This is a genomic window from Methylophaga sp. UBA4204, assembly GCF_002379485.1.
Taxonomy (GTDB): domain Bacteria; phylum Pseudomonadota; class Gammaproteobacteria; order Nitrosococcales; family Methylophagaceae; genus Methylophaga.
In genome coordinates, this window is the sequence record NZ_DFTU01000048.1 from 11,051 (window position 1) to 23,929 (window position 12,879).

A 12,879-nucleotide genomic window follows, 5' to 3' on the forward strand; every position below is an offset into this window, starting at 1 on the left:
CGGTCATTGGCGGATGGCAGTCTGCAATCTCAGCTACGCAGTTCCGCCTGGCCAAAATCGTTGCCAGTTCCAGAATTCCCGGTTTTTAATACGACCACAACGGCCGTTAATTTTTCAGAAGATGGCATGTTACTGGTAACCGGGCACGCGGCAGAACGAATTTGCGTCTGGCAATTACCCCAAGGTGACAAATTACGTTGCTGGAAAGTGACCAGACAGAATCCACTTAATCCTGGAATGGTCATACAGGCTGTAGCGTTTAATGCCAATGCAAGCGCTGTATTGAGTATTGCTGGGACCGGTGAAGCCCAGCAATGGCAGTGGAGGTAAACCTCATGTACAAACTTGTGTTTTTTGTTCCTGAAACCCATAAAGAATTGGTTAAAGAAGCCATTTTTAATGCCGGAGCAGGACATTTTGATGGTTATGACTGCTGCAGTTGGGAAACACAAGGTATGGGCCAGTTCCGACCTTTAGAAGACAGCCAGCCATTTATTGGTGAAAACGGAAAACTGGAACAAGTAAACGAATATCGAGTTGAAACGATTTGCTCGAACGAGACTATCAAAGCTGTTGTCTCAGCGTTGAAACTCGCACATCCATATGAAGAGCCTGCTTATCAGTACTGGCCAGTTAATCAAGAGGATTTTTAATTTAATGAACGCACCTGCGTCCCCTAAAACGATTCGTCTCGCGGATTACACCGTCCCGTCTTATCTGGTCGACAACGTTGATTTGCATTTTGATCTGGACGCTTCAACGACTCGTGTGACCAGTATTCTGAACATGCGGCGTAATCCAAAAGGGCCAGGTGAAGCCTGTGTATTAAATGGCGAGCATTTAGAGTTAATAAGTATCAAACTTGATGGACGGACATTAACTGCCGCAGAATTTCAACGCTCCAATACTCAGCTGGTGTTGCCGACATTACCGGAAAAGTTTCAGCTGGAAATCGTCACCGAGATTTATCCAGATCAAAATACCGCGCTCGAAGGCTTATATCATTCAGGCGCGTTGGTTTGCACTCAATGTGAGGCAGAGGGCTTTCGACGCATCACCTATTATCCGGATCGCCCTGATGTGATGGCCGTATTTAGCGTGACCATCACGGCTGAGAAACAGAAATGGCCAATTCTCTTATCAAACGGTAACTTGCAAGAGCAGGGTGAATTAGCGGATGGACGCCATTGGGTTCGCTGGCATGATCCACATCCTAAACCCTGTTATTTGTTTGCTTTAGTTGCCGGTGATCTCTATATGCAACAGGACAGCTTTACGACCTTAAGCGGACGTGACGTGACCTTGCAGATCTATGTCGATAAAGAAAATCACGATAAATGTGATCATGCACTGGTGTCTTTAAAGCAATCCATGCGCTGGGATGAGGAGACTTATGGCCGTGAGTACGATTTAGATGTCTTCATGATTGTTGCGGTTAATGATTTCAATATGGGGGCGATGGAAAACAAAGGGCTGAACATCTTTAATGCTGCCTGCGTTTTGGCCAGTCCTAAAACGGCTACGGATAACGACTTTTACACCATACAAAGCATTGTCGGCCACGAGTACTTCCATAACTGGTCCGGTAATCGGGTGACTTGTCGTGACTGGTTCCAGTTAAGCCTTAAAGAAGGCTTTACCGTGATGCGGGATCAATCTTTCAGTGCGGATTTGAATTCTGCCGCGGTGCAACGAATTGATGATGTTGATCAGTTACGCAGTTTGCAATTTGCTGAAGATGCCGGTCCGATGGCGCATCCTATCAGACCCGATAGCTATATCGAAATCAGTAACTTTTATACCGTGACCATTTACGAGAAAGGTGCGGAAGTTGTACGCATGATCAAAACCCTGGTTGGCGAAGAGGGGTTCCGTAAAGGCACTGATTTATATTTTGACCGCCATGATGGTCAGGCAGTGACCACGGACGATTTTGTTAAAGCTATTGAAGATGCCAACCGTATTGATTTAACCCAGTTCAAACGTTGGTATTCCCAGGCAGGAACACCGGTTATTACAGCCACTCATCAATATGATGCAACAAAGAAAATATTGACCTTAACCTTGCAGCAATCTTGCCCGGCCACACCGGGACAGACCGAAAAACAACCATTTTTAATTCCAGTTGCAATGGGGTTACTGGATGCTGCAGGTAATAGTTTGCCTTTACAATTGATTGATGAAGCTCAACCCTATGATAACGACACCCGCGTACTTGAACTAAGCGAAGCAGAGCAAGTATTCCGTTTTATCGGGGTAGATAACAAGCCGATTGTCTCTTTACTTCGTGGCTTTTCCGCGCCAGTTAAATTACTGATTGAGCGTGATAATGAAGAACTTGCGTTTTTGATGGCCAATGAAAAAGACAGTTTTAATCGTTGGGATGCCGGACAAAGTCTCTTCATCCAAGTCATGCTGTCTTTAATCAACGATTATCAGCAAGATAAAACGCTGCAATTGCCGGAAATTTTGTCAAAACAATGTGCTGCTGTATTAGAGGATAAAACGGCTGATCCCGCATTGGTAGCGCGCATGCTGACATTGCCCTCAGAGAATTATCTGGCAGCACAGATGAAAGTAGCTGACGTGGATGCCATCCATGGTGTGCGTAAATTTGTAAAAGATACCCTGGCAACGCAGTTGAAAGCCCAGTTTGATGCTTTGTATCAGCAGCATAATTTGCCAAATGTGCCGTATCAGTTTAACTCAGAGCATATGGGAAGACGCAGCCTGAAAAACGTCTGTCTGGGCTATCTGATGGCAACCGGCGATCCGATGCAAACTCAGCGCTGCCTGAAACAGATGAAACAGGCAGATAATATGACAGACACTCTGTCTGGTCTGCGTCTGATGGTGGATCAGCCAGGTACCGAACGTGAACATGCCTTGCGCGCATTTTATGAGCAATGGCAGCATGACCGGCAGGTGGTGGATAAATGGCTTACTGTGCAGGCTCTATCCAGCCTCCCGGATACATTGATTCGGATTAAAGGGTTGATGAAACATCCTGCGTTCAGCATTAAAAATCCAAATAATGTTCGGGCGTTAATCGGTCAGTTTTGTCGTAACAATCCAGCGTTATTTCACGCAAAAGATGGCAGTGGCTATCGTTTCCTGGCTGAACAGATTTTGGTGCTGGATAAAATTAATCCGCAGGTGGCTTCGCGGCAATTGGGTGCATTCAATTCCTGGCGCCGATATGATGCAAAACGCCAGCAAATGATGCGCGATGCATTGCAAAATATTGCTCAGCAGCAGGATCTCTCATCTGATGTCTATGAGATCGTTAACAAATATCTGGCGGATTAATGAAATTTGAATTACATCCTCAGTTAGCTGCGGACACATTTCTGATCGGTGATTTACCACTGTGCCGAGTGTTACTGATGAATGACGCCCGTTTCCCGTGGGTGATTCTGGTGCCACGTCGCAAAGATATCAGTGAAATTTATGATCTTTCGATGCAGGATCAGCAATTACTCTGGCAGGAGTCAGCATTAGTCGCCGAAAAACTGATGAAACTCACCGAGGCCGATAAAATGAATATTGCGGCATTGGGAAATGTGGTTCCGCAGTTACATGTGCATCATGCGGCTCGCTTTAAAACTGATGCCGTCTGGCCAAAACCGATCTGGGGCCAGGGCGTAGCTGTGCCGTATAGTGATTCAGACAAACAACAAATGCTGCGTAATTTAAGCGATATGTTTAGAGGTTTTCTCGTTAGTGGTCAAAGTCTTAACGTTTAGACTTCATGTCGATAGGGAAGAGGCGATGCGCTACTATCGAGGCGAAGCTTCTGCTGTTGTTGCGATAACCGATTCGGGACAATCTCTTCAGTTTCCTGCATTGCATGTTCGGCGTTTTATTACACAAACCGGTATTCATGGTCGCTTCAAAATCCGCTTTGATGACAATCATAAAATGATCAATCTGGAACGTATCTCAGATTAAAGGCTTAGTCCGCTATTTCTCTTTAGGTGAATACACCAGGTAACTACCTGAAGCAATATCATGCCAGCTGAGTTTATCGGGGCTCAGCCACAACCACCAATATCCCAAACCTAATGGCAGCCAGGAAAAGAGGCCAACCATAAAGCGCAGAAATGCCTGCTGCCAGTTGATCCCGGTATTTTGGCCGCTGATGAGATAAACCCGCCAGGCACGCATGCCAAGTGTTTGTCCGCCATGGGTCCAGAACCAGCCATAAAAAATAAATGCCACGCCCAGCAGATAGACAAAAAAGAATGGATTATTGGCACCGATTGCTTCACCGCCATTCAGGGCTACCGCAACGGCAGCGGCGACTAACAGTACCGAGACCAATAACATGCTGTCATACATCATCACGGCAAGTAGTCTGAAAGGGCTGGGTTTACGGGGAGTGGAACTATTTTCAGTCATCATTAAAGCTCAATTTTATTGGGCGAATTCGGGCGTATAAAGTATCATTATCGCTTTAATTTTCTCTGAATTGGGTTTCAAATGCTGCAATTGGTTGGCCGTCCGGCTTTCTCTGCTTTCCGAATTGAAAAATTGCTGCGCGCTATCCGCGCTGAAGTCGCTGCAGTCAGTGCGTTAAGAAGTGAATATCACTATTTCGCTGAACTGGAAAGTGATGGTCAACTTAATCAAACGGATCTTGTTACCCTGGGGGAGATGCTCGAAGCCAGTAAAGGCAGTAGCAGCGCGCAAGCTCAGGAAAACCTGTTTCTAATTACTCCGCGTCCCGGGACTATTTCGCCTTGGTCCAGTAAAGCGACCGATATTGTACATAACAGCGGTTTAACAGACATTGTTCGGGTTGAACGCGGTATCGCTTTTTATGTCACCAGCCAATCTACTCTCAGCAGTGAACAACGCGCTACGATTGCAGCAAAATTGCATGATCGCATGATTGAAAGTGTTTTTGATAATGAAGAAGACGCTGAACAATTGTTCATGCATACAGCACCAAGACCATTATTATCTGTAGATATTCTTAACGGTGGACGTCAGGCATTGGTTGCAGCCAATCAAGATCTGGGCCTTGCTCTGGCTGATGATGAAATTGATTACCTGTTTGATAATTTCACAGCACTTAATCGTAATCCGAATGACATAGAATTAATGATGTTTGCTCAAGCGAACTCTGAGCATTGCCGTCACAAAATATTCAAGGCTGACTGGATTATTGATGGCAAAACCCAGGATCGCAGCCTGTTCGATATGATTCGTTATACCCACGAACAACATCCTGAAGGTGTCGTTAAAGCTTATAACGATAACTCTTCCGTTATCGAAGGCCCACGCAGCCATCGTTTTCAGGTAGATATGAGTGATAATCACTACTGCTACGAAGGCGAGCAGCAGCATATTCTGATGAAGGTTGAAACCCATAATCACCCAACGGCTATTTCACCTTTTCCTGGTGCGGCGACTGGTGCCGGCGGTGAAATTCGTGATGAAGGTGCCACCGGACGTGGCTCTAAACCTAAAGCAGGTTTAACCGGTTTTTCGGTTTCAAACTTGCAGATTCCCGGCTTTGAACAACCATGGGAAACCAATTACGGCAAACCGGCCCGTATCGCTTCTGCTTTGCAAATCATGATTGATGGCCCATTAGGTGGCGCGGCATTTAACAATGAATTTGGCCGCCCCAATTTATGCGGTTATTTCCGCACCTATGAAGCTAAAGTGCCATCTGATGATGGCTTTGAAATGCGGGGTTATCACAAACCCATCATGGTAGCTGGTGGGCTGGGTAGTATTCGACCTCAGCATGTTGAAAAACATATCATGCAACCAGGCACGCAGCTGATTGCGCTTGGTGGCCCGGCAATGTTGATAGGTCTGGGGGGCGGTGCAGCTTCCTCGGTGGCTTCCGGTACCAGTGAAGAGGGACTGGATTTCGCTTCGGTGCAACGCGGTAATCCGGAAATGGAGCGCCGTTGTCAGGAAGTTATTGATCGCTGTGTGGCACTTAATGATAAAAATCCAATTGTTTCGATTCATGACGTTGGTGCCGGTGGTTTATCCAACGCGTTTCCGGAGTTAGTGGATGACAGTGGTCGTGGCGGGCGATTTGAACTTCGGGTCATCCCAAATGATGAACCGGGCATGTCACCGATGGAAATCTGGTGTAATGAATCTCAGGAACGCTATGTATTAGGCGTAAACCCTGAAGATATTGAGTTGTTCCAGGCCATTTGTGAAAGAGAACGCTGCCCCTGGGCGATTGTAGGAGAAACCACCGAAGATCAGCATCTATTGCTGGGAGATGCCCAATTTGAAAATAATCCAATCGATATGCCGTTATCGCTGCTATTGGGTAAGCCGCCAAAAATGCTGCGCGATGTCAAACATCACAGCATACCTAAACCCGAGTTGGAACTGAGTGGTATTACTGTAAGTGAGGCATTGGAGAGGGTATTAAAACTACCAACGGTCGCCAGCAAAAACTTTCTGATTACCATCGGTGATCGCAGTATAACTGGCCTGGTGGCTAGGGATCAGATGGTAGGCCCTTGGCAGGTGCCGGTGGCTGATTGTGCGGTAACTCTGGCTGATCATCACGGCTTACTGGGTGAAGCCATGTCGATGGGCGAACGCACACCATTAGCGGTTATTGATGCTCCGGCATCGGGTCGGATGGCGATTGGTGAAGCATTAACCAATATTGCTGCGGCGGATATTGAGAAAATAAGTGATATCAAACTGTCAGCCAACTGGATGGCCGCATGTGGTCATAGCGGCGAAGATGCTTTGTTATATGACACTGTCAAAGCCGTTGGCATGGAATTATGCCCGCAACTGGGCATTGCCATTCCGGTGGGTAAAGATTCGCTGTCGATGAAAACAGTCTGGGATGAAAAGGGCGAAACCAAAGCGGTTACTTCTCCGTTATCACTTATTATCAGCGCATTTTCGCCGGTTACCGATACCAGTAAAACGCTTACGCCACAATTACGGACCGATCTGGGTGAAACCCGTTTAATTTATCTGGATCTCGGTCACGGTCATAACCGTCTGGCAGCCTCAGCTCTGGCCCAGGTTTATAATCAGGTTGGGCATCGTGGTCCGGATGTAGACGATGCACGTACTCTGAAAAACTTCTTTGCGGCCATGCAGCAATTGAAGCAGGACCAACTGGTTCTGGCATATCACGATCGCAGTGATGGTGGTCTTATCACCACTTTATGTGAAATGGCTTTTGCCGGGCATTGTGGTCTGAATATCAATTTGAATGGACTGGGTGAAGCCTTACCAGTGTTGTTTAATGAAGAACTGGGTGCCGTGATCCAGATCAAGGCTGAATATCAAGATGCTGTACTGGAAGTTCTGCAGCAGTTTGATTTAAGCAAACACAGTCATCTTATTGGTGAAGTCTCAACAGATCAAACGATTCAAATAAGCGTTAATAATGAACAAGTATTAAACCAGCGTCGTCAGGTATTACAAAAATTCTGGGCTGAAACCAGCTACCGGATGCAGGCATTGCGTGATAACCCTGATTGTGCCGAGCAGGAATTTGCTGCATTGGATGATGAGCAAGATCCCGGTTTGCACGCTAAGCTGAGTTTTGATCTCAAAGAACAAGTCGCCGCGCCATTTATTATCAGTGGACAGCGACCTAAAATGGCGATTCTGCGTGAGCAGGGTGTCAATGGTCAGCTGGAAATGGCCGCAGCATTTGATCATGCCGGCTTTACTTCAGTGGATGTACATATGAGCGACATTGTTGAAGGTCGCGTTTCTCTGGCTGATTTCAAAGGTCTGGTGGCCTGTGGTGGTTTCTCATATGGTGACGTTCTGGGAGCCGGGCGTGGCTGGGCCAGTACCGTTTTACCCAATGCGCGTGCACGCGATGAGTTTGCGGCGTTTTTTGCCCGTGAAGATACCTTCTCGCTTGGCGTATGTAATGGCTGTCAAATGCTGTCACAATTGAAATCATTGATTCCTGGCAGTGAGCATTGGCCGCGGTTCAGTCGTAATTTGTCTGAACAGTTTGAGGCACGTTTCTCATTGGTTGAAATCACCGAATCACCATCCATTCTGTTGCAGGATATGGCGGGTTCGATCATGCCTATTGCCGTTGCACATGGAGAAGGACGGATTGACTTCAGCGAAGGTGGCAGTATGTCGGACGCGTTAGTGGCGATGCGTTATGTAGATCATTATGGTCAGCCCACTGAGCGTTATCCTTTTAATCCTAATGGTTCTGCAAATGGACATAACGGTTTTACCACCACAGATGGCCGTGTCACTATTCTGATGCCTCATCCAGAACGGGTCATCCGTAGTGTTCAGCATTCATGGTATCCAGATGACTGGGGCAAAGATGCACCATGGTTAAGGGTGTTCCATAATGCAAGACGTTGGGTCGGCTAAAAAATTGAATACCTCTTGAGTCCATCAAGGGGTATTTTTTTATCTGAGGATAAAAGCATTACGCTTAACGCCTATGACTGACTCAACCAACAACCAGTGTTACTTGGCAGGACGTTTGATGCGTCTGCTGATACTAATAATGCTATTGGTGTCTCACGGAATACTGTCTGCAGCCACCTCTGAACAAAAAGATCTCGAAAATTGGCAATATCGTTGGGGAGATTCACCGTTTGTTGATGGAAAACCGGTATGGACCATGCCGGATCAGGAAAGTCATGCCGACTGGCAGTCCATTCCCAAGCCTACCTATCCTCCTGATCGGCAGGGCCAAGAAAATATCTGGTATCGCACCACGTTGCCAGATATAAATCTGATCGATCCAGTGGTGTTTATTTCCAGTATTGATTTAATTGCCGAGGTTTATCTCGATCAGCAGCTTATTTATCGCTTTGGTGAATTTGATGCGGAGGGAAAGGGGGAGTATGCGGGGTGGCCATGGCATATCATTGGTCTGCCAGATGATTTTGCTGGCCGTACGCTATACTTCCGAGTCTATTCTGACTACACCGATATTGGTTTGTGGGGAGAAAAGAAGCTGCTTGAACGCTCTGCAGCATTACTGAATATACTCAATAATTCGCATAGCGATTTAGTGATTTCGGCATTCTTTTTCTTTATCGCACTGATTGCATTTGCGTTTTCTGCAATGCGCGGTGATAACCGTGAGTTTATTTATCTTGGATTATTTTCACTTGCCAGTGCAGGAAATCTGCTGGGAGAAAGCCAGGCATTACAACTACTGATATATGCGCCGTTAGCAAAAACCTATTTGGCGGCTATATCGTATTTTTCGATTCCGATTTTTATCGCATTGATCCTCAATTACTGGCTCGCCGTACAAAGCGGTAAATTGATGCTGCGTATCGCCCAAATGCATATGCTTTATGTAGTGCTGTGTCTGGTATTAACATTGTTTGGAGCCTGGCACCTGGCCCATTTCTACCCGATTTTCGATATGTTATTTGTTATCACACTGGTGATCATGCTTTGGTTTTGTATTCGTCATTTCACGGTGATGAATACCGAACAAAGGTTGGTCATGGGGGCGTTTGGACTTTATGCCATATTTTTTCTGATTGATATGATTATTGCTCATGGTTTTGTGCCCTGGGTGAACTTTCCATTGGCCTTTGGCGGGTTAATCTTTGCGTTAATTCTGGTGGTTGTTTCGTTAAGACATTATCGGCAGATCCAACTGGCTTTAAAAGAATTAAATGTGTTGCTGGAACAGAGGGTGAGCGAACGAACTGCTGCTTTACAGAATTACGTGTTACTTGAACAGCAACGGGCAAATCAACTGGCTTTGATCAATGACTTCAGCCTTCGACTGGAAACCCTGATAAGTCGACTACAACCTAGCCAGAGCCTGCAGCAGGCCGGTAATATGATTTGTCAGGAATTACATAAGGTTTTTGCACCACTACAGCTGCGTGTATCGACCTTCAATGAATTTGCGGATTTATCACCAAATTCTGTTTTGAATGATAAGTATCGAATTGAGATTGATGATTTGCGGCTGGGTAAACAAACGTTCATTACCTTTGAACTGCTGGATCTTTCCACTGAAACATCAGAAATGCGGCAAGTGATTGAACAATTTATATTCAGGGCAATTGATAGATTAAGCGTGACGTTGAGTGGTATCAAGCATAGAGAAGACCTGCATATCATGTCATTTGAAGATGCTTTGACTGGCTTGAAAAATCGCCGGTATTTTGATGATGCCCTGCAACGTGAACTCCAACTTGCTGAGCGTTATCAACAATCATTATCTCTGCTGATTTGTGATATCGATAATTTCAAACAGTTTAATGATCGTTTTGGTCATGACGCGGGTGACATGGCATTGCGTATAGTTGCTTCATTGATGTTGGATCATTTTCGTGAAACAGATATACCCTGTCGCTACGGTGGCGAGGAGTTTGTTGTATTGATGCCGGCCGCCCATCTTCAGGACGCGTTGGATCGAGCCAATACTTTATTGGAAAAAATTGCTGCTAAAAAGATTGTTTATCAGGACAAAGAGTTGGGCACTTTGACTATCTCGGTGGGTATTAGTAGTTGGGATGGACGAGGAGATATACCACACCAGCTGCTACAGAATGCTGACAAGGCCCTGTATCGGGCAAAACAGTCTGGTCGAAACCGTGTAGAGGTTGCCTCTCCTTAGATCATATAAAGGGTAATTATTTTGCAAAGTGAAAATTTATGTAAAGGTGTGCTTCACGCCCAAGAGTAATGAATTTAATCCGTTAGAATATAGTCAGAAGTTTATAAATTGAAAAAAATAATAAGGACAGTGTATGAAAACCCTATTCACGATAATGATCGCAGCAATTTTTACCGTCAGTCTGGCAGGTTGTCAGATGAGTAAACAAAACGTGGGGGCTGGTTTAGGCGGTGTTGCAGGTGGTGTACTTGGTTCTAATGTTGGTGGTGGAACTGGACGAACCGCAGCCATCATAGGCGGTACTATTTTAGGGGCAATGGTGGGTGGTCATATTGGTAGTGAAATGGATGAGCTGGACAGACGCCGCACATATGAAACATTTGAAAATACCCCTACAGGACGTACTAATTCCTGGAATAATCCTGATACCGGAGCACAATACAGTGTTACTCCTACCCGTACCTATGAAACGAATGACCGCCCATGTCGCGAATACGAGATGGACGCCTATATTGACGGGCAACGTGAAGTCGTTAAAGGCACTGCTTGCCGTAACGCCAATGGGGAATGGGTAAATCAGTAACCCACAATAAACCTGATAAAAAAACCGGCGTCAGCCGGTTTTTTTATGGCTGAAATAAATTTCAGGACTGTTTCTTTGGGCAGAATGGACCAATCTGCCAAAAATGACGACATTTAAACTCATCTTCACACTCAGCGAGTTGGTTTGAGTATTTTTTGGCTCGTTCACTTACCTGCCTGGCTTTAAGCTGTACCTGTGGTTTAGCCTTATAACTACCACGCCGATAGCCGGTTTGACCTTCATGATATGCCAGGTATAGATGTTTAGGGTTATCCATAGAGATATCTAACATGCGTTGACTGCGTTGGTTGTACCAACCGATAAAGTCTGTGGCATATTTCATATGTGTCCGACGGGCCAAGGGACTGGCGTTATCTGCCAGATATTCCTGCCAAACCTGATTTTGCGCCTGGGCATAGCCATAAGCAGATGATGTTCGTGACCAAGGAATTAAGTCCAGTAATTTGCTTCTAGGTGGGCGAACAAGGCTTTGAAAACTCGATTCCGATTGTATAAAAGCCATTTGTGAGGAAACAGGGGTTCCCCATTTTATTTCTGATACTTTTGCGTAGTCATACCAATGGGGTTGTTCACGAAACAACTCACATAGATTCTGTTGATTGTCAGGCAGGTTAACTGTGGTATCGGAGCAGCTGGTCGTTATTAAAACGAATAGCAATAACATGCTTACAATCGACAACTTAATAAAAAGTTCATGCATCAATAAAGCTTTTGCTGGACGAGCTGTCATCATGATATTGCCAAATTAGTTTGGTAAAAGCATTACATGTCAGAATAGCAGAGCCACTTTCAGAATTATGCATTACAGCGAGTCTTTTATAAATGGAATTAACTATAGATATACATACGTCTCTGGGGTTATTTATCAGCCTGGCAATACTGGCCGCCATACCAAGTATAAGCGTGCTATTAGTCTCCTCCAGAGCCGCTGTATACGGCTTCAGCCATGGTGCTGCCGTAGCTTTTGGCATTGTGATGGCCGACATTCTGTTTATCAGTATTGCACTATATGGTATGGGCTTGTTACTGCCATTAATAGGTCACTGGGAATTGCTTATCCGGATGCTGGCAGCGGCGTATCTATTCTGGCTGGCAATACTGCTTTGGCGTCAAAAAGCCTTGAAACAACCCGCTTTACAAGTTGATCCACGGATCTCATTAAAAAGCAGTTTTTTAATGGGGTTTATTGTGACATTGGCAGATCATAAAGCGATTCTGTTTTATATGGGATTTTTCCCTGCCTGGGTCACATTAAGTGAGTTAACCCTTACCGACACCGGTGTTATTTTTCTAGTGACGTTTATAGCGGTAGGAGGGGTAAAGTGTGTTTATGCCTTTCTGGCAGCAACTGTCGGTCAGTCGTACTTCAAACAAGGACATCATTACTTCAATAAACTGGCCGCAATATTGTTAGTCGGTGTCGGAGCAATGATAGTTTTATCATTATGGAAATAACCATATAAATGTAGGGCTTTACAGCTATAAGAGGTATATCAAACGCTCATTAAAGGACTTTAATGAAGAAAATGCTGGCAGTAGCATTATTTTTCTGTCATTTGTTATAAATGACGACAGAAAATAAACTGAAACAGATGAATAATTCATCCGGTTCTTGGGGGGAAGATGATTGATAAAATATTTTTAGCCAGGTTAATGGTCAGCGGATGGTTTTAGGTGT

Annotated in this window: 10 protein-coding genes and 1 pseudogene; 9 read left to right on the forward strand and 2 right to left on the reverse strand. The window is 45.2% G+C overall.

From position 1 onward, the window contains the following. The 5 genes and pseudogenes from B3182_RS06855 to B3182_RS06875 form a co-directional block, all read left to right on the forward strand. A pseudogene (locus B3182_RS06855) lies at positions 1 to 330 on the forward strand (hypothetical protein); the annotation flags it as partial. A gap of 5 nt (positions 331 to 335) precedes the next feature. Further along, positions 336 to 653, forward strand: a complete 318-nt coding sequence (locus tag B3182_RS06860; RefSeq protein WP_292357446.1) for an NGG1p interacting factor NIF3 — start codon at positions 336 to 338, stop codon at positions 651 to 653. 4 nt (positions 654 to 657) lie between these two features. Continuing rightward, complete coding sequence (pepN, locus tag B3182_RS06865) at positions 658 to 3,309, forward strand: aminopeptidase N (RefSeq protein WP_292357444.1); 2,652 nt, start codon at positions 658 to 660, stop codon at positions 3,307 to 3,309. Next, positions 3,309 to 3,746 (forward strand): HIT domain-containing protein, encoded by a 438-nt coding sequence (locus B3182_RS06870; protein WP_292357442.1) that lies wholly within the window; start codon positions 3,309 to 3,311, stop codon positions 3,744 to 3,746. The genes pepN and B3182_RS06870 overlap by 1 nt, the downstream gene beginning before the upstream one ends. Positions 3,747 to 3,771: 25 nt before the next feature. After that, the gene (locus tag B3182_RS06875; protein WP_292357441.1) at positions 3,772 to 3,951 is read left to right on the forward strand and encodes a DUF2835 family protein; all 180 of its coding nucleotides are present in this window, start codon (positions 3,772 to 3,774) and stop codon (positions 3,949 to 3,951) included. A gap of 12 nt (positions 3,952 to 3,963) precedes the next feature. Here the strand turns inward: B3182_RS06875 and B3182_RS06880 are convergent, their stop codons facing one another. Continuing rightward, positions 3,964 to 4,404, reverse strand: coding sequence for an RDD family protein (locus tag B3182_RS06880; protein WP_292399245.1), 441 nt, complete (start codon positions 4,402 to 4,404; stop codon positions 3,964 to 3,966). Between the two features lie 78 nt (positions 4,405 to 4,482). Between B3182_RS06880 and purL the strand changes: the two genes are divergently transcribed. From purL to B3182_RS06895, 3 genes are all read left to right on the forward strand, one after another. Continuing rightward, entirely contained in the window at positions 4,483 to 8,367 is a 3,885-nt protein-coding gene (gene purL / locus B3182_RS06885) for a phosphoribosylformylglycinamidine synthase (protein ID WP_292752086.1), read from the forward strand. A gap of 118 nt (positions 8,368 to 8,485) precedes the next feature. Further along, positions 8,486 to 10,597: a sensor domain-containing diguanylate cyclase gene (locus B3182_RS06890; RefSeq protein ID WP_292357435.1), complete on the forward strand. Its 2,112-nt coding sequence runs from the start codon at positions 8,486 to 8,488 to the stop codon at positions 10,595 to 10,597. 133 nt (positions 10,598 to 10,730) lie between these two features. Next, positions 10,731 to 11,180, forward strand: a complete 450-nt coding sequence (locus tag B3182_RS06895; RefSeq protein WP_292357434.1) for an RT0821/Lpp0805 family surface protein — start codon at positions 10,731 to 10,733, stop codon at positions 11,178 to 11,180. Between the two features lie 61 nt (positions 11,181 to 11,241). Here B3182_RS06895 and B3182_RS06900 read toward each other — a convergent pair whose 3' ends face one another. Continuing rightward, complete coding sequence (locus B3182_RS06900) at positions 11,242 to 11,934, reverse strand: hypothetical protein (protein WP_292411621.1); 693 nt, start codon at positions 11,932 to 11,934, stop codon at positions 11,242 to 11,244. A gap of 89 nt (positions 11,935 to 12,023) precedes the next feature. On the opposite strand from B3182_RS06900, the gene B3182_RS06905 reads away from it, so the two are divergent. Continuing rightward, positions 12,024 to 12,656 carry a LysE family translocator gene (locus tag B3182_RS06905; protein WP_292357430.1) on the forward strand — a complete coding sequence of 211 codons (633 nt, stop codon included), beginning with the start codon at positions 12,024 to 12,026 and terminating at the stop codon, positions 12,654 to 12,656. The last annotated feature ends 223 nt before the right edge of the window (positions 12,657 to 12,879 follow it).

What these genes read in the sequence shown, in the direction of transcription:
- B3182_RS06880 (WP_292399245.1), bottom strand. Translation starts at nt 4,404, where the DNA reads ATGATGACTGAAAATAGTTCCACTCCCCGTAAACCCAGCCCTTTCAGA.
- B3182_RS06900 (WP_292411621.1), bottom strand. Translation starts at nt 11,934, where the DNA reads ATGATGACAGCTCGTCCAGCAAAAGCTTTATTGATGCATGAACTTTTT.
- B3182_RS06860 (WP_292357446.1), top strand. Translation starts at nt 336, where the DNA reads ATGTACAAACTTGTGTTTTTTGTTCCTGAAACCCATAAAGAATTGGTT.
- B3182_RS06895 (WP_292357434.1), top strand. Translation starts at nt 10,731, where the DNA reads ATGAAAACCCTATTCACGATAATGATCGCAGCAATTTTTACCGTCAGT.
- B3182_RS06875 (WP_292357441.1), top strand. Translation starts at nt 3,772, where the DNA reads ATGCGCTACTATCGAGGCGAAGCTTCTGCTGTTGTTGCGATAACCGAT.
- B3182_RS06905 (WP_292357430.1), top strand. Translation starts at nt 12,024, where the DNA reads ATGGAATTAACTATAGATATACATACGTCTCTGGGGTTATTTATCAGC.
- B3182_RS06890 (WP_292357435.1), top strand. Translation starts at nt 8,486, where the DNA reads ATGCGTCTGCTGATACTAATAATGCTATTGGTGTCTCACGGAATACTG.
- B3182_RS06870 (WP_292357442.1), top strand. Translation starts at nt 3,309, where the DNA reads ATGAAATTTGAATTACATCCTCAGTTAGCTGCGGACACATTTCTGATC.
- purL (WP_292752086.1), top strand. Translation starts at nt 4,483, where the DNA reads ATGCTGCAATTGGTTGGCCGTCCGGCTTTCTCTGCTTTCCGAATTGAA.
- pepN (WP_292357444.1), top strand. Translation starts at nt 658, where the DNA reads ATGAACGCACCTGCGTCCCCTAAAACGATTCGTCTCGCGGATTACACC.